Raw genomic sequence first — 19,247 nt, 5'->3', positions numbered from 1 at the left:
TGGTTCAGCCGAGCATGGGCTCGGCTCTACAGAGGGATCCCAGCACGATCGGCATCGAATCCCCTGCGGAAAGGGATCTGCCCCACTTCAGGTCACGGCGCGCGGCGCAATGTCACCAGGGTGATCTCCGACGGCACGCCGATGCGTGCCGGGAAACCGGCCCAGAGACCCGCACCATTGCTCACGTAAAGGGTCATCCCGTCCACGTCGTAGCAGCCGGAGACGAAGCCACCATTGGCCCGCTTCACCAGTTGGTCCATGCCGATGATCTGCCCACCGTGAGTGTGCCCGGACAATTGCAGCTTCACGCCGCGCGCCGCCGCCTCTCGCGCGTTGCGCGGGCGGTGGTCAAGCAGGATCACCGGCGCAGAGGGATCGGCGCCGGCCAAGGCGGCGTCCAGATCCGGCAGCGGCAGGCCGTAGCGTGCGGCCACCGGATCGGTGACCCCGGCAATGGTCAGCGCTGCATCACCGCGTCGTACCTGCAGGTGGCTGTTCTCCAGCACCTGCATGTGCAGCGCGCGGAACGCCTGCATCCATGCCTGGTACTGCGCGTAATACTCGTGGTTGCCGGTAATGGCGACGACACCGTCCGGCGCCCGCAGATCGGCCAGAGGACGCGCGTCGTCACGACGGGCCTCGACACTGCCGTCGATCAGATCGCCGGTGATCACGATCAGATCCGGCGCCAATGCGTTGCTCTCATCCACCACCCTGCGCACCCAGTCGCCGGTCAACAGGCGGCTGGCATGGATGTCGGTCAGCTGCAGCACGCGATAGCCGTCGAACGCCGCTGGCAGCCCGGCAACGCTCACCTCGATCTGCCGGGGCTGGGGCACTGCCATGCCCTGACTGACACCATAACCACTGACCAGCAGGGCCAGCACGCCGGCCGCCGGCCGCAAGCGCCGCGTGCGCAATGCGGCTACCGCACGTGGCCAGCGCAGCAGGCGGGACGCGAGCAGGCCCACATCCATCGCCAGCATCAGCAACGCCAACAGCAGCACCGCCGTGGAGCCGGTGACCAGCGTGGCGATGGCCAGTTTCGGAATTTCCGGCGACGCCATGGTGCCCCAGAAGGTGGCGACGATACGCAGCTGCACGGCTACGCCCACCAGCAGCAGCGACAGCACGACCTTCAGCCAAGTGGGCATGCGCTGTGGCCAGAACAGGCGCCAGGCGACATACAGGCCCATCAACAAACCGATCGTACTCAGCACTGCAACCATCCTGGAAAGAAAGTGGGCCGCCATGGTGACGGCTGCAGGCGGTGTTGTGTAGCACCGAGCCCATGCCCGGTATTTCAATCTGCAGCCGAGCATGGGCTCGGCGCTACAACAACAGGGGCGTCAAGCCATTCCGTCGAGGCGCTGCACCCGCAGGCGGGCAATGCGGCGCTTCTCCATCGCCAGCACGGTGATGCGCACACCCGCCACCTCCACCGCATCGCCGGTGTCCGGCAGCCGGCCCAGCTGCTCCAGCACGAGCCCGGAGATGGTCATGTAGTCGGCACTGCGTGGCAGCGATACGCCGGTCAGCCGCTGCAGGTCGTCCAGGGTCAGCGCACCGTCGGCCTCCCACTGGTCCTCGCCCTGCGCGACCACGCCATAGCGCTCGTCCTGGGTATCGACCAGATCGCCGGCAATCGCCGCCAGCAGATCGTTGGCGGTCACCAGGCCTTCCACGCTGCCGTACTCATCCACCGCCACCGCCAGCGGTACCGGATGCTGGCGGATCAGTTCCAGCGCCTGCAGCGCACTGGCGCTGGACAGCACGTACTGCGGCTCGCGCAGGTTGCCTTCCAGCTGCAGCGGCCTGCCCTGCAGCAGGTCAGCCAGCAGGTCGCGGCTCTGCACCACGCCACGTAGGCTGTCCAGGTCACCCTCGCCCACCAGCAGCCGGGTGTGTGGCGATGCCACCAGGCGGGCCACCACATCCTCCTGGCCCCGCGCCAGGTCGATCCACTGCACATCGGCGCGCACGGTCATTACGCTCGACACCGGCCGGTCAGCCAGGCCCAGCACGCTACGGATCATCTCGTGCTCGGCCGGCTGCAGGCGCTCTTCGGCATCTACCGGCTCGTCCACGCCGTCATCGGCATGGCCGTTGGCCGGGCGCGCCCCGAGCATGCGCAGCACCGCATCAGCGGTGCGCTGGCGGAACGGCTGGCGGCGCTCGTTGCGCTCACGATTGAAACGCACCCACTGGTTGAACGCCTCGACCAGGATCGAGAAGGCGATCGCCGCGTACAGGTAGCCCTTCGGGATCTTGTAGCCCAGGCCCTCGGCCACCAGGCTGAAACCGATCATCAGCAGGAAGCCCAGGCACAGCACCACCACGGTGGGATGCTTGTTGACGAAGCGGGTCAACGGCTTGCTCGCCAGCAGCATCAGCGCCATCGCGATGGTGACGGCGGCATACATCACGCCCAGGTTGTCGACCATGCCGACCGCGGTGATCACCGAGTCCAGCGAGAACACCGCATCGAGCACCACGATCTGCGCCACCACCATGGCGAAGCTGGCGTAGACCTTCTTGCCGTCTTCGTGGTGCGCGCGGCCTTCCAGCCGTTCGTGCAGCTCCATGGTGCCCTTGAACAGCAGGAACAGGCCACCGCCCAGCAGGATCAGGTCACGCCCGGAGAAGCTGTGCTCGAACAGCGTAAGCAGCGGCGCGGTCAGTTTCATGATCCAGGCCAGCGCCGCCAGCAGCACCAGCCGCATCAGCAGGGCCAGTGCCAGGCCGATCACCCGCGCGCGGTCGCGCTGGTGTGGCGGAAGCTTGTCGGCAAGGATCGCGATGAACACCAGGTTGTCGATGCCGAGCACGATCTCAAGCACGACCAGGGTTGCAAGGCCCATCCAAATCGAGGGGTCAGCCAACCATTCCATTTCAGGTCCGTTTCGTCAGTGGGTAAGGGAGAAGAAGAAACACTCAGTCTGCTTCCTGCGCCCGCACCGGGTCGTACCCGAGCAGGTCGCCAGGCGTGCATTGCAGCTCCCGGCAGATCGCATCCAGCGTGGAAAAGCGGATGGCGCGCGCCTTGCCGGTCTTCAGGATCGACAGGTTCGCCAGGGTGATGTCGATGCGACCGGCCAGCTCGGACAGGGTCATGCCCCGTTCCTGCAGCACGCGGTCCAGGGTGATGACGATTGCCATCAGATGACACCGTCGAGGTCATCGCGCATCGCCGCGCCCACGGCGAAGACGCGTGCCAGCACGAACAGCATCAGCACCGCCACCAGCCCGGTGATCGACATGCCGCCGCCCACCTCCATCCAGCTGAAGTCCGGGCCCATCCAGGCCGCGTAGGCGCCGATCAGGATCGACAGCAGCTCCATCGCCAGCATCAGCCACGCCATGCGTTGCAGGCGCTGCGCATTGGCGTGGGTGAACGGCCTTTCACGCGCCGCCGATTTCAGCAGCCGCAGCAGATGGCGCAGGAACAGCAGGCACAGCACCAGCAGCGCGACGATCACAGCCAGCCCCAGGCAGAAGTGCAGGAACAGCGCGTTGCCGTGTGCAGCAGCGGCAGCGGCATCGTGGACGCTGTCGAGCAGCCAGCGACGGTCGTGCGCGACCAGCGGCACGGCCAGCAGTGCGGCCAGGATGCCCAGCCAGCACATCGCCCGGACGGCCTGGACGGCGGCCTGGGCCAGGGTGAACAAGCCTCGCGCGGGTCTGGCGCGGGCGGGACGAGCGGTCAAGCGGCCTCCGGCATTGGGGCGGCCTCGCCGCCCCGGGGTGGATTTATCGATAAACGATATATCACAACGTGCGTGAAAGGCTGAATCGCGGGCCTGGGCAGCCTGCGCGGCACGGGGCCAGCGTTATTGGCTGGGTGCAGTCTGCTCCAGCATCGCTTCGCCCGGCGTCACCGAGGCCATCGCCTGCACGCCGGCCTCGGCCGCCTGCCGCGTGACCAGCCGGAAACGCACCTGCAGCTTGGCCTGCCCGGGCGTGGCCCAGCCGTACTGGATCGCCACCTGGTCCGCCGACAACGGCCCACGGCCTGGCAGCGAGCGCGCCTGCAACGGCGTTGGCGCCGCCTGCACCAACCGGGCAAAGCCCTTCTGCACGACCGCCGCGTCGGCCTTTTCGGCGTAGACCGTACACGTGCCATCGTCAGCCCAGCTGACCGCATAGCGGCCGCTGGCCAGCGGCACCATCCAGGCCACGCCCGACTGCCCCTGCAGCAACGTTGCCGCCTCGGCAGGCTGCAGGGGTGACAGCCCGTTGGATTCCATCAACGACTGCAACCGCGCCGGTGCGCCGATGTGCTGCATGCAGGCGGTATCGAACAACTCACTGAAAGGGTCCTGCGCCTGTGCGCTGGCCTTCGGTGCACGTGCAGGCTGCGCCGCCGCCAGGGCAGGCAGCAGGGCCAGGATCAGCCAGGAGGCAGGGCGCATTGGAACTCCACGGTACGGAAAACAGCAGGGAGGATGGCAAAGCCCGGGCGCGGCGCGCAACGGCCGCGTTGCCGCCGGCCTCCCCGCGCCGGGATCAGGTTGTGATTTCGCCCTCGTCCTCGCCATCCCAGTAGTGGATACGGCTGGCGCGCACATGGATCAGTACCAGTCCCGGTGTATCCACTCCCTGTTCGAACCACCGTTCCAGGTCCTTCACCCAGTGCTCGCGCATCGTGGCCCGATCGCGCACCAGCGCCGCCCTTCCCTGCACGTGCACGAACAGCGGCGGCTTGCCCAGCAGCGACTTGCTGCCGGAGAAACCCAGTGCGACGGTGGGGTCAGCCTCGATCTCGCGCACCATGTCGGTGTCTTCCATGGTGAAGAACCAGCTGTCACCGTCATAGTCCACGTCACCGTTGTTGCTCATGGGGCGACCGGCAATTTCTCCACCGGCGCGGGTCTGCAGCATCGTGAAATCGATGCCGGCCATTTTCTTGGCAAGTTCTGGGAGGGTGAGCTGGGTCACGGCGCGGTCCTTGATCGGAGGGACGCCCAGCGTCTGCGCAGAGCGGTGACCGGAAAGTGCATGAGCACTTGCGGCCTCTTCACGGGAAACGAGATACGGCGCATGGTCCATGCGTGACGCACTCCACACCACCATGCTTACGTTAAAGGCAGATAGAGGAACGCCCCTGCGGAGCACTACACCCAGCTAACAGGGGCGTGCCCGAGAATCGCGCAACCCCGTGGCACGACCGGCATGGCAGCCGGCGTGCACGCGGCGACTCCTCCCCCAACCGCACGGCCTCCACATGGATCTGTTCGCCTGGCTCGCGTTCGGCTGCTACCTGTTGGCGTTCTTCATTGTCTCGCTGTTTGCTGCGGCCTATCTGAAACGTTCCGACTTCATGCCCTACCACGCGCAGGCCGTGGGCATGTCGTGGGCGGAGATCGAACCGCGCATGCAGGTGCTGCTGATGGCACTCATCCGCGTGGTCGGCGCCGGGTGGATCGCACTGGCCGGTGCCGGCGTGATGCTGGCCTGGTTGATCTTCTTCGGTGGTCACTTCGCGCTGCCACAGCTGCTGGCGTTCCAGTTGTTCTGCCTGGTCGCCACCGCGCCCCCGGTGCTGGTCGCCTCCGGCGTGCGGCGACGCACCGGTGCGCGTACCCCGGTATCCACCGGCGCGGTCGTGGTGCTGCTGTCGCTCCTCGGCCTCGCGCTGGCCGTGCTGTCACTGTCCCGGTGAGTTCCCTTGCCCCCTCCCCACGAGGCTCCGCCATGAACCCCGAATCGATCTTCTACAGCGTGGTCAACGGTAATCTTCCACGTTCCCAGGCCGGCACCCTGCTCGGCTGGCGCTTCGTCGGGTATGACGATGCACTGCGTCGCATCCAGGTCGAGTTCGACGCCGGGACGGTGCTCACCAATCCGATGGGCAACGTGCAGGGCGGATTCCTGTCAGCGATGCTGGACGACTGCATGGGGCCGGCGATCTACGCCACCCTGCCAGCCAACCGCATCGCGGTCACGGTGGAATCCAAGACCAGTTTCGTCAACCCGGCACGGCCGGGGCGGATCATCGGCTGGGGCGAAGTCGAGCACAGCAAGGGCAGCATCGCCTTCACCCGTGGCTGGCTGACTGACCCGGCCGGCAAGGTACTGGCCACCGCCAGCGCCACCTTCCGAGTGGGTGCGCTGCGCTGGCGCGGTCTCTCGGTGCCGCGTCCCATCGCGAGGCGGATGATCGCGCGCACGCTGCGGCGCGTGCATGCGCGCATCGGCTGATGCGTGTCCTCAACGTGCGTTGCGGCCGCCGCCGGCCACCCGCACGCGGTCGCGGCCCTGCGCCTTGGCCTGGTACATGGCCGCGTCGGCGGCACGCAGCAGGGTGCGCCAGCCCAGCGCATCGGTGCCCCCCTCGGCTACGCCGAAGCTGGCAGTGACCCGCAGTACGTTGCCTCCGGCCAGTGCGATGTCCAGCTGCCGCATGGCCACGCGCAGCGACTCGGCCAACTGGCGGCCGCCGGCCAGATCGCCGTCGGCGAGCAGCACCAGGAATTCCTCGCCACCGTAGCGGGCGATGCTGTCGCTGCGGCGCAGGTGGCGCTGCAGCAGCTGTGCCACCTGCACCAGCACCTGGTCGCCAGCAGCATGCCCATGGCCATCGTTGATGGCCTTGAAGCGATCGATGTCAAGCAGGATCACCACCGCGCTGGTGCCACCGTCGGCATGGCGCTGCTGCACCCTCTGGTCCAGCGCGCGCCGGTTCAACAACCCGGTCAGTTCATCGGTGCCGGCCAGCTGGCGCAGCTCGCTGGTCAACGCCGAGCGCTCGCGCGACTTCTCGCGCAGCACTTCGATGGCATCGAACAGGCGCTGCATCTCGGCCAGCGGGTGGGTCACGTGCTGTTCCGGGCCCGGCGCTTCCGAGGCGATCTGGATCACCTGCTTCTGTGCCTGCAGCAGCGGCCGCAGGATCTGCAGATGGGCAATGCGCAGCGCCACGCCGAGCACCACCAGCGTGCCAAGCACGGTCGCCACCAGCACCACCAGGCGCGTCGCTTCGCGGTTGCGGGTGCGCTCGAAACGGGCGATGGACACGCTCAGGTAACCGTCACGCAGCGCTTCCAGCGACCGCAGGGTCGGTACGTAGCGCGTGGTGAACTCGGCGGCGGTCCACGGCGGCGGCACGCCACGCCGTCCATCTTCGATCAGCTGTTCGATCATCGGCAGCGATTCGCCGAAGAACTGGCGGCGTGCCATGTCCCAATGCCAGGACAGCGTCGGATCGCTGCGGAACACGGCTTCATGGCTGCCTGCCAGCCGCCACAGTTCCAGCAGGCGGCCTTCGGTCTGCAATGCCGCCCGCACCTGTTCGTCACGCCAGGCCCCCGGTACCGCCACCGGCGCCATCACGTTCGAGGCCAGGCGGCCGCCATGCTCGCGCAGGTCGATCAGCACCTGGCCCTGCATCGCCGGGATCGCCGCTTCGCGGTCGGCACTGACCAGCACGCTGATCTGCGCCGAGGTCAGCACGTGCAGGCGATCGACCACGGCGAACATGCTGCTGATCGCGCGGTCCACGTCTTCCACCCGGCGCACTTCGTGCGGCTGTGCCGCCACCTGGTCCACCGCGGCCCGCGCCGACTGCAGGCGACGTTGCGCGTCGGCCAGCAGCCCATGTTCGTCGACCACGCCCGGATCGGCCTTGAACACGGTGTCCAGTTGCAGCAGGGCGGTGTCGACCCGCTTGCGCGCAACCGCCAGCTGCGCGGCCAGCCGCGCCTGTTCGGCCGCATCGGCCGTATTGACTCCCAGCAGGCTGTTGGCGGGGCCGCGCTCGGCCGACACCCGGTTGGCCAGGTCGAAGGTCTGCTGCAGTCGGCGCAGGCTGACCAGGTTGTCCTCGGCAGCGGTGAAGCGCAGCGTGCCCTGCACCAGTGCGATGGCCATCAGCGGCAGCGTACAGACTACGAACAGCCCGGCCAGGATCCAGACCCAGGTCCGCAATCCGATGGGCGACGCCTTGCGGGCCATGCACATTTCCCCTGTCGTGCGGAACACTGTAGCGGCCGCCTGCACAGGCGCCAAGCCGCTAGCGGGCCAACCGTGGCCGTCGGTACACCGTGCCCGCCGCGAACGCACCGACAAGGCCGCGCGGACACTCGAATCGGGACAAATACGTCATGCCCCGCCGCGTCAGATCCAGCGCTGGTCGACCAGTTCGCGCTTCACGTAGGCATAGAACACCGGCGCGGCGACCAGGCCCGGCAGGCCGAAGGCCGCCTCCATCACCAGCATGGCCAGCAGCAGCTCCCAGGCCCGCGCCTGGATTTCGCCACCGACAATGCGCGCGTTGAGGAAGTACTCCAGCTTGTGGATCACGATCAGGTACAGCAGCGCCGCCACCGCCACGTAGAACGAGACCGACAGTGCGACGATGGTGATGATCGTGTTGGAGATGATGTTGCCCACCACCGGCAGCAGGCCGGCCAGGAAGGTGATCAGCACCAGGGTCTTGGACAGCGGCAGGTGCACGCCGAACAACGGCAGCACGCCCAGCAGGAAGATCGCGGTGAACACGGTGTTCAGCAGCGAGATCTTCACCTGCGCGAACACCACCTGGCGGAACGCGGTGGCCAGGCGGCTGGTGCGCCCGATCAGCTCCTGCGCCAGCGGACCCATCTTCGGCAGCGGCAGTTCGTCATACAGTGCGATCATCGCACCCAGCACCATGCCGATCAGCACGCGCACACCCACCTGGACCACCGAGGTACCGGCCACGCCCAGCTGGCGCTGATGCTCGGCGGCCCAGTCGTTCAGCGCCGCGCGCAGCGCCGGCATGTCCTCGGGGATGTAGGGTTGCAGCAGCGCCGGTACCTGATGCCGCGAGGTGTTGAGGATCTCCATCAGGCGCGCCAGCAATGCGTCCGGGCCGCCGGTCTCGTTGCGGAAGAACGAGGCCACGCCGATCCCGGCCAGCACCAGCGCACTGATGATGATCGCCGACAGCACGATCACGGCGATCGCCCGTGCGCGTCCCGGCGGCAGCCTGCCTTCCACGGTGGAAGCCAGCAGGTGGGTCAGCTGGAACACCAGCAGGCCGGACAGAAGGGTGACCACCAGGCCCAGTTTCAGCGCCAGCCACATGCCCAGCAGCATCATCAGCCACGCCGCGATCCTTGGAATGGGGGGCTTGGGCTGGGCAACGAGAGCGTCTTGCATGGGAGCGCGTCCGGGCGGGGTGGCCCATGGTAGAGGATTGGCGTGCTGATTCCGCGTGCAGGATGAATGGGCATTTCATCCTCGTTCGGCGGCAGCCGTGCCGTCCCCACGCGCGCTCACTCGCCATAGCTGGCGGTGTTCTTGCCCTGGCGCTTGGCGTGGTACAGCGCGCGGTCGGCCAGTGCCAACCAGTCCTCGACACTGCCGCCACGCGGCGTGGCCGCAATGCCGATACTGACGCTGAATTCCACACCCGGCGTGGCCTGCCGCGCGGCCTCGAGCAGGTGCAGGCGCACCCGCTCGGCCACGTGCATCGCGTCAACAGGCGTGCAGTCGCGCAGCAGCACGACGAACTCATCGCCCCCGAGCCGCGCGGGCGTATCACCGGGCCGGGCAACGGTGCGCAATGTCGCCGCGATATGCCGCAGCACCTCGTCACCGGCGCGGTGGCCATGCGAGTCATTGATGCGCTTGAAGTCGTCCACATCGAGCATCAGCAGGCAGGCAAACCCGCCCTGGCCCTGTGCCCGGTCCAGCGCCTGCTGCGCACGCAGGATCAGGAAGCCACGATTGGCCAGTTCGACCAGCGGGTCCATCCGGCTGAGACGTTGCAGCTGGCGGTTCTGCGATTTGACCCGGCGCGCCAGCTGCCAGCTGAGAATGCTCAGGCCGATGCCATACACGAACAGGAACGGGACACTCAGCACGATCGTGCGCTGCGAGGTGACCGGCTGGTAAGGGAAGCCGAGCGCCCACCAGGTGAGCGCGAAGCCCAGCATCAGGGCCAGCGTGGCGCGCATCGCCAGGCGAACGCCACCGGCAGCGATCTTGTCGGCCACCAGCAGTGCGGCGAACAGTGCACTGGGCACCGCGCTCAACGCCATGAAGGCGATCCAGCCACCACCGAAAAAGGAGTCGGCCACCATGCAGCGGAACTGGACGAGCGCGGGCTGGCCGGAGCGCTGGGTCAGCATCAATGCCAGCGCAGGCCACGCCAGCGCGTTGAGCAGCAGCAGGACCCACGCCAGCGGCCCATCGTGGCGCTCGAGGATGATCGAAGCGATGGGGATTGCCCCCAGTCCATTGCCGACGAAACGCATCCAGCCGATGCGACGTGCCGCGCCAATGCCTTCGACCGCGCCTTCCGCCGAATCGGTGAAGAATGGCATTGCCCCCCCCTTGCGCGATCGCACCTGCTGCCACGGCCCTTGCCGGGCTGCCTGCGATGAGTCTGACAGCTTTGCGTCAATTCGGGATCAAGGTCGCGGCACGACGCGCGGGCCGGCCGCCCTGCTCCGACTGCCCTGCCTCGCCTGCGCTACCGCCGAGGCGCCGCTGTCGAACCGCGCAGCATGAAGCTGAACTCCAGCGTCTGCTGAAGCGGTACATCGATCTGTTCGATGATGGCGAGCAGCAGGTTGACCGCGCGCTCGCCGATTTCACGCATCGGCTGCCGGATGGTCGTCAGCGGCGGGGTGAGATAACGCGAAGAGGCCAGGTCGTCGAAGCCGACGATGGAGAGCGCTTCCGGAACGCGGATGCCCCGGTCGCGACAGGCCGCCAGTGCCCCCAGTGCCATCTGGTCGCTGAAGCAGAACACCGCGGTCGGCACGGGCGTGCCGTCCAGCAGCGCCATCACCGCCGCATGCCCGGACTCAACGGAAAAGTCCCCGGGCACGATGCTCAGCTGGCGCAGGCGACCCCGCGCCTTGCCGGCGGCCCGGACCCCTTCCAGCCGCTGCTGGTGCAGGGGGTTGTCAGGTGGCCCGCCGACCACGGCGATCCGTTCGTGCCCCAGGCCGTACAGGTGCTCCATCACCGCGCGTGCGGCGGCCGCGTTGTCGATATGGACGCTGGGGATGCCCAGTGCGGGGTCGAACTCACATCCATTGACCACCGGCGCAGCTGCGCCGCGCTGCTCGACGATTTCGCGCGCGGTCGGTGGCAGGCGATGGCCCAGCACGATCATGCCGTCGGCCTCGTTGCGCCGGAGCATCTGTGCGTAGCGCTCCTCACGATCGGGTTGATGCTGGGTATCGCCCAGCAGAACCGCGTAGCCGACCGCCTGCGCGGCCTCCTCCGCACCCTGCAGGATCTGTGCGAAGAACGGATTGGCGATGTCCGGGACGGTGACCAGGATCTTGCCGCTGCGCTGGGTCTTGAGCGTGCGGGCCACCGTGTTGGGCACATAGCCCAATGCGGCGGCGGCCTGCTCGATGCGCGCACGGGTGGCCGGCAGCACCTTGTCCGGCCGGGAAAGCGCCCGTGACACCGTGCCTGCGGAGACGCCGACGTGCCTGGCGATGTCGTAGATGGTGGCCATGGCGTTAGTTCTCCTGTCCGCTGTGCAGTGCACAACAGGTCCTGCGTGCGCCCCTGCTAGGATAATGCAATCGATTGCATCGAGGGCGAATCACGTTGAAGACGCTCAAGGGTCCAGCGCTGTTCCTGGCGCAGTTCATCGGCGACACAGCTCCTTTTGATCGGCTGGACACGCTGGCCGGGTGGGCCGCGGGTCTGGGCTATTCTGGCGTACAAGTTCCCACCTCCGCGCCCCACCTGTTCGATCTGGCCGAGGCGGCGCGCAGCCAGGCGTACTGCGACGATGTTGCCGGCATGCTGGCCGGGCACGGCCTGCAGATCACCGAACTGTCGACGCATCTGCAGGGGCAGCTGGTCGCGGTCCATCCCGCCTACGACAGCCTGTTCGACGGATTCGCCCCCGCCGACGTGCGCGGCAACCCGCCCGCGCGCCAGGCTTGGGCCGTGGAGCAGCTGCGGCTCGCCGCGCAGGCCAGCCAGCGCCTGGGGCTGACCGCGCACGCCACGTTCTCCGGTGCGCTGGCCTGGCCCTACTTCTATCCGTGGCCGCAGCGCCCGCCGGGCCTGGTGGAAGAAGCCTTCGCCGAACTCGGCCGCCGCTGGCGCCCGATCCTGGATGTGTTCGATGCCTGCGGCGTGGACCTGTGCTTCGAGATCCACCCGGGCGAGGACCTGCATGACGGTGCGACATTCGAGCGCTTCCTCGATGAGGTCGACCATCATCCCCGCGCGAAGATCCTGTACGACCCCAGCCACCTGCTGCTGCAGCAGATGGATTACCTCGGTTTCATCGACCGTTACCACGCCCGCATCGGCATCTTCCACGTCAAGGACGCGGAGTATCGCCCCAGCGTGCGCAGCGGCGTGTATGGCGGCTACCAGGACTGGATCGATCGTCCGGGCCGGTTCCGCTCACCCGGTGACGGCCAGATCGACTTCAAGGCGATCTTCTCGAAGTTCGCCCAGTACGACTTCCCCGGCTGGGCGGTGCTGGAGTGGGAGTGCTGCCTGAAACACCCGGAGGACGGCGCGCGCGAGGGTGCCGCCTTCATCCGCGATCACATCATCCATGTAACCGAACGCGCCTTCGACGACTTTGCCGGGAGCGCCACGGACGCTGGATCACTGCGCCGCATGCTGGGAATCTGAGCCACGACCGCCCCGGGAGGGCAAGCCATGACGCACGCCATGTCGCGCCTGGGCGCGATGATGTTTCTGCAGTTCTTCATCTGGGGGGCGTGGTTCGTCACCCTGGGCACCTACCTGGTACAGGGCCCGCTGCAGGCCAGCGCAAGCCAGGTGGCAACGGCGTTTCTCAGCCAGTCCATCGGTGCCATCGTGGCACCGTTCCTGGTCGGCCTGATCGCAGACCGCTATTTCGCGGCGCAGCGCATCCTGGCGGTGCTGCACCTGGCCGGCGCGGTGCTGATGTGGCTGGCGTCCACCGCCACCAGTTTCAGCGTGTTTTCCGCGTGCGTCATGGGCTACATGCTCCTGTTCATGCCGACGCTGGCACTGGCCAACAGCGTCGCCATGCGGCACATGCAATCGCCGGAGAAGCAGTTCCCGCTGGTACGCGTGGCCGGCAGCGTCGGCTGGATCGTTGCAGGCGTGCTGATCGGCTGGCTGGGCTGGGAACAGGCGCATCGGCTTGAACTGACCTTCCGCATGGCCGCATTGGCATCGCTGGTGCTGGGCCTGTATGCGTTCACCCTGCCGCACACGCCGCCACTGGCGCAGCAGCGCGATGCCGGGCTGGGACAGATCCTGGGGCTGGATTCACTGCGGTTGCTGAAGTCGCGCGCCTACCTGGTGTTCTTCCTGGCTTCCATCGCCATCTGCATCCCGTTGTCGTTCTACTACAACTTCACCAATCCGTATCTCAACGACCTGGGCGTGCAGGGCGCGGCCGGCCTGCAGTCGCTGGGCCAGGTGTCCGAAGTGCTGCTGATGCTGGCCATGCCGTTCCTGTTCGTGCGGCTGGGGGTGAAGACCATGCTGGCGGTCGGCATGGCAGCCTGGGTCGTGCGCTACGCGCTGTTCGCCTTCGGCGATGCGGGCAGTGGCTTCTCCCTGCTTGTGATCGGCATCGTACTGCATGGCATCTGCTACGACTTCTTCTTCGTCACCGGCCAGATCTACACCGATGCCCACGCCGGCCCCGCCGCGCGCAGCAGCGCGCAGGGCTTCATCACCCTGGCCACCTATGGCGTGGGCATGCTGATCGGCACCTTCCTGTCCGGCGCGGTAGTGGAGCACTTCACCACCGAGGCCGGCCCCGATTGGCAGCAGATCTGGCTGTTCCCGGCCGGCGTTGCACTGGTGGTGCTGATCGCCTTCCTGCTGCTGTTCCGCGACCGCCCGGTAGCGGCGGCCGCGTCGTCCACACCCTGAGGAGACCGGCCGATGCCCCTGCTTGGAATCGCCATCGTTGGTACCGGCATGATCGGCGCGGTGCATCGCCGCGCGGCACTGCTGGCTGGCGCCGAGGTGCGCGGCGTGGCCGCCTCGTCGCCGCAGCGCGCGCGCGAGGTGGCGCATGCGTGGAATGTCCCGCGCGCCTATCGCGATATCGAGGACGTCGTCGCTGATCCCCAGGTACAGGTCGTGCACATCTGCACGCCCAACCACCTGCACCGCGCGATGGCGCAGGCCGCACTGGACGCCGGCAAGCACGTGATCTGCGAGAAGCCGTTGGCGACGACGCTGGACGATGCGCAGGCGCTGGCGGCGCTGGCCGCCTCGACCGGACTGGTCGCCACCGTCCCCTTCGTCTACCGCTACCACCCGGTGGTCCGCGAGGCACGCGCACGCATCGCGCAGGGCGATCTGGGGCCACTGCACCTGATCCATGGCAGCTACCTGCAGGACTGGCTGCTGGACCCGGCCAGCAACAACTGGCGGGTTGACCCTGCACTGGGTGGCACATCGCGCGTGTTCGCTGACATCGGGTCGCATTGGTGCGACCTGGTTGAATGGGTCAGCGGCGAGTGCTTCGCCGAAGTGAACGCGGCGTTTGCCACAGTGATCGCCGAGCGCAGCGCAACCACCTCCCAGAGTTTCAGCACGCCGGCGACAGACGGCGCAAAGCAAGCGGTCGAGAGCGAGGACGTGGCCGCAGCGATGTTCAGGACCGGCGCGGGCACGCTGGCGTCATTGACGGTCAGCCAGGTCTCGGCCGGACGCCACAACCGGCTCTGGTTCGAGATCGACGGCGCCAACGCCAGCGTGGCGTTCAACCAGGAGGATGCCGAGCGGCTGTGGATCGGCCTGCCCGAGCAGCGCGAGGAAATCTTCGTGCGCGGCCCGGGCGCCGGCAGTGCCGAACAACGCCGGTTGTCGCCGCTGCCAGCGGGGCACGCACAGGGCTACGGGCAGTGCTTCGAAGCGTTCGTGGCCGACACCTATCGCGCCATTGAAGGCGAGCGGCCGCAGGGCCTGCCCACCTTCGAAGACGGCCTGCGCTCGGCGCGGATCGTTGATCGTGTCATTGCATCGGCCAGGTCACGCACCTGGACCACCATCGGTTGAATCCCGGGAGGATCTGTTGATGAACATCCCTGTCCGTAGAACTGCAACCCTCGTCCTGCTGCTGCTCGCAGTCCTGCCCGCCTTCGCAGGAAACACAGCCGGTGCGCAGAAGCCCATCGCCGTGCAGATGTACACGCTGCGCAACGCCGGCCCGCTTGACCAACAGCTGAAGATCGTCCACGACGCGGGCGTGCGTGCGGTGGAGACCGTCGGTACGCAGAATGCAAGCGCTGCGGAGCTGAAACAGTTGCTGGACCGTTACTCGATCAAAGCGGTTTCGTCGCACGTTCAGCTGGCCGAGCTGCGCGACAACCTGGATGCCGTGGTGGCCTTCAACCGCTCGATTGGCAACAGCACGCTGGTGGTGCCCTATCTGGACCAGAAGGACCGTCCGCGCGATGCCGCCGGCTGGACCGCGTTGGGCCGGGAGCTGGGCCGGATTGCCAAGCAGATGCGCGGCAAGGGGATGCAGCTGGCCTATCACAACCACGACTTCGAGCTGGTCGACTTCAATGGCAGGACCGGACTGGAGCTGCTGTTCGACGCCGCCGGCCCCGAGCTGCAGACCGAACTGGACCTGGCCTGGGTCGCGCGCGCGGGCCTGGACCCGGCCGTGATGCTTGGCAAGTTCCGCGGCCACATATTTGCGGTACACGCCAAGGACAATGCGCCCAAGGGCGAGGCCGAAGACGAAGGTGGATTCGCTGCGGTCGGCCAGGGCGTGCTGGACTGGGACGCGATCCTGCCGGCCGCCGCCACCGCTGGCGTGCAGTGGTACATCGTCGAACACGACCAGCCACGCGACCCGGCCAAGGTCATCCAGGCCGGCGCGGACTACCTGCGTGAACACCTGACCACCAACCTGCCCACCCGTGCCCACCGCTGACGCATCAAGGAGCCCCACATGAAAATGATCCTGGCAGTGGCCGTGGCCCTGGGCGGCATGAACGTTGCGACGGCAGCGTGGGCCAAGGACGACCCGGCCGCCGGCGCGAAACTCTACGCCCAGCACTGCACCGCCTGCCACGGTGCTGAACGCACCGGTGTACCGCCGACGTTCCCGGCGCTCACCGATGTCGGCAAGCGGCTGCAGCCCGCCCAGGTCAAGGACAGGATCAGGAAGGGCGGCGGTCTGATGCCCCCCTTCCCGCAGCTGTCACAGCAGGAGATCGATGACATCGCCAGCTACCTGGCGAAGTAGCGGGTGGGCGCTACAGCTCGCGCACCCAGATGTTGCGGTAGCTGACCTTGGAGTCATGTTCCTGCAGATACAGCGGCGCGCACCCATGCGGTGCGTACGAAGGCGCACCGATGTATTCGGTCCTGCCCGCCAGCACGGTGTCGTCCTGTACCAGCACGCCGTTGTGCAGCACGGTGATCCGTGCGGGCGACGTCAGGCCGCCGCCCGGCGAGAAGCGCGGGGCCTTCCAGAGGATGTCGTAGACCTGCCACTGGCCCGGTGCGCGCGAGGCGTTCACCCGTGGCATGGCCTGCTTGTAGATCGAACCCGCCTGGCCATTGGCGTAGGTCGGGTTGTGGTAGCTGTCGAGTACCTGCAACTCATACAGTCCCTGCAGGAAGATCCCGCTGTTGCCCCGGTTCTGGCCGTCGAAGCCCTTCGTTTCGGTGGGCGTACGCCATTCGACATGCAGTTGGACATCGCAGAAGGGTTGCCGGGTACGGATGCCCTTGCTGCCCGGAACAACCGTCATGGCGCCTCCGGCAACCTTCCAGGGCACGCGGCCACCCTGCTCCGATTCCCACGCGGAGAGATCCTTGCCATCGAACAGCACGATCGCATCGGACGGTGCCTTGCCGGGTGGCGTTGCCACGGTCGCGGGCACAGGGGTCCACACTTCCGTCTTCTTCGGGTCACGCACAGCGTCGGCACTGTCCTGTGCGAACGCAGATGCAGCGGCCAGCAGGCCGGCGGTGATCAACGCAGGGCGGATCATCAGGTTGGTGTCCATCAGCTGGTCCCCCAGGCAGGTGTGCCGGGGACATAGGCGAGGTCACCGTCGTAGCGCCCCGGCACGGCGACGTACTGCAGCACCCCGGTCGCACCGACCTTGGAGGTGAAGAAGCCGAAGATGGCCAGCTGCTTGATCATCGTGAAGTAATGCGGCATGGCTTCGCCCTCTTCGGGCGTTCCAGTTTCGGTCACGTCTGCATTGCGCGCCTTGGCTTCGGCATCCAGTGTACGCAGCAATCCGGTGCGCGCCTCCGCCGTGAGCGACACGAAGCGGCCACCGGCGCGCTTGTCGATGTCCGCCAGCCCGGCGCGGAACACCGCCTGCTGCCTGGCGGTGTAGCAGTCGCTGACGAACGTCGCCATGAACGCACCGGCGCCCGCGTCCTTCGCCCCGGGTGTCCGGGTCCGCGGTAGGATGGTCTCGGCGATCTCGTCCAGCGTGCTGATTTCGGCATCGGAGAACGCGGCCATCGCCCCGGCCGCTGGCGCTTTGCCCTGCACCAGCGCAGGCAGGCCGACCATGGCCGCACCGGTGGCGGCGACGATCATCTTCAGCAGTTCGCGGCGATCCATCACAGGTTCCCCGCTTTCAGTTCGCGTACCGCGTGGTCGGCCGCGCGCGCGGTCAGCGCCATGTAGGTCAGCGACGGATTCACGCAGGCGCTGGAGGTCATGCAGGCACCGTCGGTGACGTACACATTGGGGGCATCCCAGACCTGGTTGTGCGCGTTCAATACCGAGCTCTTCCGGTCCCGTCCCATACGCGCAGTCCCCATCTCATGGATGCCCTTGCCCGGGGCGTAGTCGTTGTCGTGCATCTTCACGTCCTTGACCCCGGCCGCCTCCAGCATCTCGGCGGCATCGGCGGCCATGTCCTTGCGCATCGCCAGTTCGTTGGCGCGCATGGACACGTCCATCGCCAGCACCGGCAGCCCCCACTTGTCCTTGCGCTCGCGGTCCAGGCGGATCGTGTTGTCGTGGTGCGGCAGCATCTCACCGAACCCGGTCATGCCGATGCGCCAGTCACCGGGCACGGTCAGCGCTTCCTTCAGGTCGGCACCGATGTTCAGCTCGGCGATCTCGCGCGACCAGCCGGTGCGGCTGGCACCGCCTTGGTAGCCGAATCCGCGCAGGTAGCCACGCTTGTCGGCGGCGACATTGCGGAACCGCGGAATGTAGAAGCCGCAGGGACGGCGGCCGAAGTAGTACTTGTCTTCGTAGCCCTCGACCCGGCCCGAGGCGCCTGCACCGAAATGATGGTCCATCACGTTGTGCCCCAGCTCGCCCGACGAAGAACCCAGCCCCCCCTCCCAGACATCGGTGGCCGAGTTCATCAGCAGCCAGGTCGAGTTGAAGGACGATGCGTTGAGGAAGATGACCTTGGCCGTGTACTGGTAGGTCTGCCCGGTCTCGGCGTCGATCACCTCCACGCCACGCGCGCGCTTGCGATCCTTGTCGTAGAGCACTTCCTTGACGATCGAGAACGGGCGCAGGGTCAGGTTGCCGGTTTTCATCGCCGCTGGCAGCGTCGCCGCCTGGGTCGAGAAGTAGGCACCGAAGGGACAGCCCAGAATGCACTTGTTGCGATACTGGCAGTTCACGCGCCCCTGCTCGGGCATCGGCTGGGTGATGTTGGCCGTGCGCGAGTGGATCATGTGCCGCGTGCCGCCAAAGGCCTTCTTGATCCGCGCGGCCACGTCCTTCTCGACGATGTTCAACGGGATAGGCGGCAGGAACTCACCATCCGGCAGCACGTCCAGTCCCTCGCGCGTGCCGGCGATGCCGGCGAACTTTTCCACATGGTCGTACCACGGCGCGATGTCGGCATAGCGGATCGGCCAATCGGTGGCGATGCCCTCCTTGAGGTTCGCCTCGAAATCCAGGTCGGAGAAGCGGTAGCTCTGACGGCCCCACAACAGCGAACGGCCACCGACGTGGTAGCCGCGGAACCAGTCGAAACGCTTGGTTTCGATGTAGGGTGAGTCCTGCTCGTTGGCCCACATTCCTTCCAGGTTCTCGGCGAGGCCGTAGTCGCGCATCAGCACCGGAAAAGCGGCCTTCATCGCCTGCGTCGGCCGGTTGCGATGCGGGAAGTCCCACGCTTCCTTCATCGCATTGACGTAGTCCTTGACGTGCTCGATGTTGCGCCCGCGTTCCAGCATCAGGACCTTCAGGCCCTTCTCGGTCAGCTCCTTCGCTGCCCAGCCGCCACTGATTCCCGAGCCAACAACAATGGCGTCGTAGTGATTATCTGCCATGGGTCTCTCACCTGGGTGGATAT

The 19,247-nt window shown here is 67.1% G+C and carries 20 protein-coding genes; 7 read left to right on the top strand and 13 right to left on the bottom strand.

Features of this window, described 5'->3' with window-relative positions; translation table 11 throughout:
- Positions 1-92 precede the first annotated feature (92 nt).
- From AC5P8U_RS14455 to AC5P8U_RS14430, 6 genes are all read right to left on the bottom strand, one after another.
- Entirely contained in the window at positions 93-1,229 is a 1,137-nt protein-coding gene (locus tag AC5P8U_RS14455) for a metallophosphoesterase (protein WP_088496568.1), read from the bottom strand.
- 120 nt (positions 1,230-1,349) lie between these two features.
- On the bottom strand, positions 1,350-2,891 hold the full coding sequence (locus AC5P8U_RS14450; protein ID WP_188241191.1) for a TerC family protein: 1,542 nt from the start codon (positions 2,889-2,891) through the stop codon (positions 1,350-1,352).
- 43 nt (positions 2,892-2,934) lie between these two features.
- On the bottom strand, positions 2,935-3,159 hold the full coding sequence (locus AC5P8U_RS14445) for a helix-turn-helix domain-containing protein (protein ID WP_188241192.1): 225 nt from the start codon (positions 3,157-3,159) through the stop codon (positions 2,935-2,937).
- Positions 3,159-3,626 carry a DUF2975 domain-containing protein gene (locus tag AC5P8U_RS14440; protein ID WP_032954010.1) on the bottom strand — a complete coding sequence of 156 codons (468 nt, stop codon included), beginning with the start codon at positions 3,624-3,626 and terminating at the stop codon, positions 3,159-3,161. The genes AC5P8U_RS14445 and AC5P8U_RS14440 overlap by 1 nt, the downstream gene beginning before the upstream one ends.
- Before the next feature lie 204 nt (positions 3,627-3,830).
- Positions 3,831-4,412: an NMCC_0638 family (lipo)protein gene (locus AC5P8U_RS14435; RefSeq protein WP_180884927.1), complete on the bottom strand. Its 582-nt coding sequence runs from the start codon at positions 4,410-4,412 to the stop codon at positions 3,831-3,833.
- A 94-nt stretch (positions 4,413-4,506) separates the two neighbouring features.
- Positions 4,507-4,938, bottom strand: coding sequence for a pyridoxamine 5'-phosphate oxidase family protein (locus AC5P8U_RS14430; RefSeq protein ID WP_072168661.1), 432 nt, complete (start codon positions 4,936-4,938; stop codon positions 4,507-4,509).
- 286 nt (positions 4,939-5,224) lie between these two features.
- On the opposite strand from AC5P8U_RS14430, the gene AC5P8U_RS14425 reads away from it, so the two are divergent.
- Positions 5,225-5,662 (top strand): hypothetical protein, encoded by a 438-nt coding sequence (locus AC5P8U_RS14425; protein WP_227836618.1) that lies wholly within the window; start codon positions 5,225-5,227, stop codon positions 5,660-5,662.
- 32 nt (positions 5,663-5,694) lie between these two features.
- Complete coding sequence (locus AC5P8U_RS14420; RefSeq protein WP_088496565.1) at positions 5,695-6,201, top strand: PaaI family thioesterase; 507 nt, start codon at positions 5,695-5,697, stop codon at positions 6,199-6,201.
- Between the two features lie 9 nt (positions 6,202-6,210).
- Here AC5P8U_RS14420 and AC5P8U_RS14415 read toward each other — a convergent pair whose 3' ends face one another.
- The 4 genes from AC5P8U_RS14415 to AC5P8U_RS14400 all read right to left on the bottom strand — a co-directional run bounded on the left by AC5P8U_RS14415 (position 6,211) and on the right by AC5P8U_RS14400 (position 11,464).
- Positions 6,211-7,953 (bottom strand): GGDEF domain-containing protein, encoded by a 1,743-nt coding sequence (locus AC5P8U_RS14415; protein ID WP_447897350.1) that lies wholly within the window; start codon positions 7,951-7,953, stop codon positions 6,211-6,213.
- Positions 7,954-8,115: 162 nt separating this feature from the next.
- Complete coding sequence (locus AC5P8U_RS14410; RefSeq protein WP_072168658.1) at positions 8,116-9,141, bottom strand: AI-2E family transporter; 1,026 nt, start codon at positions 9,139-9,141, stop codon at positions 8,116-8,118.
- A 116-nt stretch (positions 9,142-9,257) separates the two neighbouring features.
- Positions 9,258-10,310, bottom strand: coding sequence for a sensor domain-containing diguanylate cyclase (locus tag AC5P8U_RS14405; protein WP_151355112.1), 1,053 nt, complete (start codon positions 10,308-10,310; stop codon positions 9,258-9,260).
- A gap of 149 nt (positions 10,311-10,459) precedes the next feature.
- The gene (locus AC5P8U_RS14400; RefSeq protein WP_447897351.1) at positions 10,460-11,464 is read right to left on the bottom strand and encodes a LacI family DNA-binding transcriptional regulator; all 1,005 of its coding nucleotides are present in this window, start codon (positions 11,462-11,464) and stop codon (positions 10,460-10,462) included.
- A gap of 95 nt (positions 11,465-11,559) precedes the next feature.
- Between AC5P8U_RS14400 and AC5P8U_RS14395 the strand changes: the two genes are divergently transcribed.
- The 5 genes from AC5P8U_RS14395 to AC5P8U_RS14375 are packed head-to-tail and all read left to right on the top strand — an operon-like array spanning position 11,560 to position 16,195.
- Positions 11,560-12,612, top strand: coding sequence for a sugar phosphate isomerase/epimerase family protein (locus AC5P8U_RS14395; protein WP_227836617.1), 1,053 nt, complete (start codon positions 11,560-11,562; stop codon positions 12,610-12,612).
- Between the two features lie 27 nt (positions 12,613-12,639).
- Positions 12,640-13,857, top strand: a complete 1,218-nt coding sequence (locus AC5P8U_RS14390; RefSeq protein WP_072168654.1) for a nucleoside permease — start codon at positions 12,640-12,642, stop codon at positions 13,855-13,857.
- Positions 13,858-13,869: 12 nt separating this feature from the next.
- Positions 13,870-14,994: a Gfo/Idh/MocA family protein gene (locus tag AC5P8U_RS14385; RefSeq protein ID WP_188241195.1), complete on the top strand. Its 1,125-nt coding sequence runs from the start codon at positions 13,870-13,872 to the stop codon at positions 14,992-14,994.
- Positions 14,995-15,013: 19 nt separating this feature from the next.
- Complete coding sequence (locus AC5P8U_RS14380) at positions 15,014-15,880, top strand: sugar phosphate isomerase/epimerase family protein (protein ID WP_088496560.1); 867 nt, start codon at positions 15,014-15,016, stop codon at positions 15,878-15,880.
- Positions 15,881-15,898: 18 nt separating this feature from the next.
- A complete protein-coding gene (locus AC5P8U_RS14375) occupies positions 15,899-16,195 on the top strand; it encodes a c-type cytochrome (protein WP_005415640.1) in 297 nt (98 codons plus the stop codon).
- 10 nt (positions 16,196-16,205) lie between these two features.
- On the opposite strand, the gene AC5P8U_RS14370 is transcribed toward AC5P8U_RS14375, so the two are convergent.
- From AC5P8U_RS14370 to AC5P8U_RS14360, 3 genes are read right to left on the bottom strand one after another with little or no spacing between them, the layout of a single operon-like run.
- Complete coding sequence (locus AC5P8U_RS14370; RefSeq protein ID WP_072168651.1) at positions 16,206-16,964, bottom strand: 3-keto-disaccharide hydrolase; 759 nt, start codon at positions 16,962-16,964, stop codon at positions 16,206-16,208.
- On the bottom strand, positions 16,964-17,539 hold the full coding sequence (locus tag AC5P8U_RS14365) for a gluconate 2-dehydrogenase subunit 3 family protein (protein WP_088496559.1): 576 nt from the start codon (positions 17,537-17,539) through the stop codon (positions 16,964-16,966). The genes AC5P8U_RS14370 and AC5P8U_RS14365 overlap by 1 nt, the downstream gene beginning before the upstream one ends.
- Positions 17,539-19,224, bottom strand: a complete 1,686-nt coding sequence (locus tag AC5P8U_RS14360; RefSeq protein WP_134972169.1) for a GMC oxidoreductase — start codon at positions 19,222-19,224, stop codon at positions 17,539-17,541. The genes AC5P8U_RS14365 and AC5P8U_RS14360 overlap by 1 nt, the downstream gene beginning before the upstream one ends.
- Positions 19,225-19,247 lie beyond the last annotated feature (23 nt).

The organism is Stenotrophomonas sp. YJH_SMC_81 (assembly GCF_059370875.1).
The sequence above is the reverse complement of the archived record's forward strand: the minus strand, read 5'-3'. Positions and strand labels throughout refer to the sequence as shown.

Coding starts and splice junctions, on each gene's coding strand:
- AC5P8U_RS14405 (WP_151355112.1), bottom strand. CDS start 10,310: ATGCCATTCTTCACCGATTCGGCGGAAGGCGCGGTCGAAGGCATTGGC.
- AC5P8U_RS14440 (WP_032954010.1), bottom strand. CDS start 3,626: ATGTGCTGGCTGGGCATCCTGGCCGCACTGCTGGCCGTGCCGCTGGTC.
- AC5P8U_RS14450 (WP_188241191.1), bottom strand. CDS start 2,891: ATGGAATGGTTGGCTGACCCCTCGATTTGGATGGGCCTTGCAACCCTG.
- AC5P8U_RS14385 (WP_188241195.1), top strand. CDS start 13,870: ATGCCCCTGCTTGGAATCGCCATCGTTGGTACCGGCATGATCGGCGCG.
- AC5P8U_RS14420 (WP_088496565.1), top strand. CDS start 5,695: ATGAACCCCGAATCGATCTTCTACAGCGTGGTCAACGGTAATCTTCCA.
- AC5P8U_RS14435 (WP_180884927.1), bottom strand. CDS start 4,412: ATGCGCCCTGCCTCCTGGCTGATCCTGGCCCTGCTGCCTGCCCTGGCG.
- AC5P8U_RS14410 (WP_072168658.1), bottom strand. CDS start 9,141: ATGCAAGACGCTCTCGTTGCCCAGCCCAAGCCCCCCATTCCAAGGATC.
- AC5P8U_RS14425 (WP_227836618.1), top strand. CDS start 5,225: ATGGATCTGTTCGCCTGGCTCGCGTTCGGCTGCTACCTGTTGGCGTTC.
- AC5P8U_RS14415 (WP_447897350.1), bottom strand. CDS start 7,953: ATGGCCCGCAAGGCGTCGCCCATCGGATTGCGGACCTGGGTCTGGATC.
- AC5P8U_RS14370 (WP_072168651.1), bottom strand. CDS start 16,964: ATGGACACCAACCTGATGATCCGCCCTGCGTTGATCACCGCCGGCCTG.
- AC5P8U_RS14375 (WP_005415640.1), top strand. CDS start 15,899: ATGAAAATGATCCTGGCAGTGGCCGTGGCCCTGGGCGGCATGAACGTT.
- AC5P8U_RS14365 (WP_088496559.1), bottom strand. CDS start 17,539: ATGGATCGCCGCGAACTGCTGAAGATGATCGTCGCCGCCACCGGTGCG.
- AC5P8U_RS14400 (WP_447897351.1), bottom strand. CDS start 11,464: ATGGCCACCATCTACGACATCGCCAGGCACGTCGGCGTCTCCGCAGGC.
- AC5P8U_RS14380 (WP_088496560.1), top strand. CDS start 15,014: ATGAACATCCCTGTCCGTAGAACTGCAACCCTCGTCCTGCTGCTGCTC.
- AC5P8U_RS14360 (WP_134972169.1), bottom strand. CDS start 19,224: ATGGCAGATAATCACTACGACGCCATTGTTGTTGGCTCGGGAATCAGT.
- AC5P8U_RS14455 (WP_088496568.1), bottom strand. CDS start 1,229: ATGGTTGCAGTGCTGAGTACGATCGGTTTGTTGATGGGCCTGTATGTC.
- AC5P8U_RS14445 (WP_188241192.1), bottom strand. CDS start 3,159: ATGGCAATCGTCATCACCCTGGACCGCGTGCTGCAGGAACGGGGCATG.
- AC5P8U_RS14390 (WP_072168654.1), top strand. CDS start 12,640: ATGACGCACGCCATGTCGCGCCTGGGCGCGATGATGTTTCTGCAGTTC.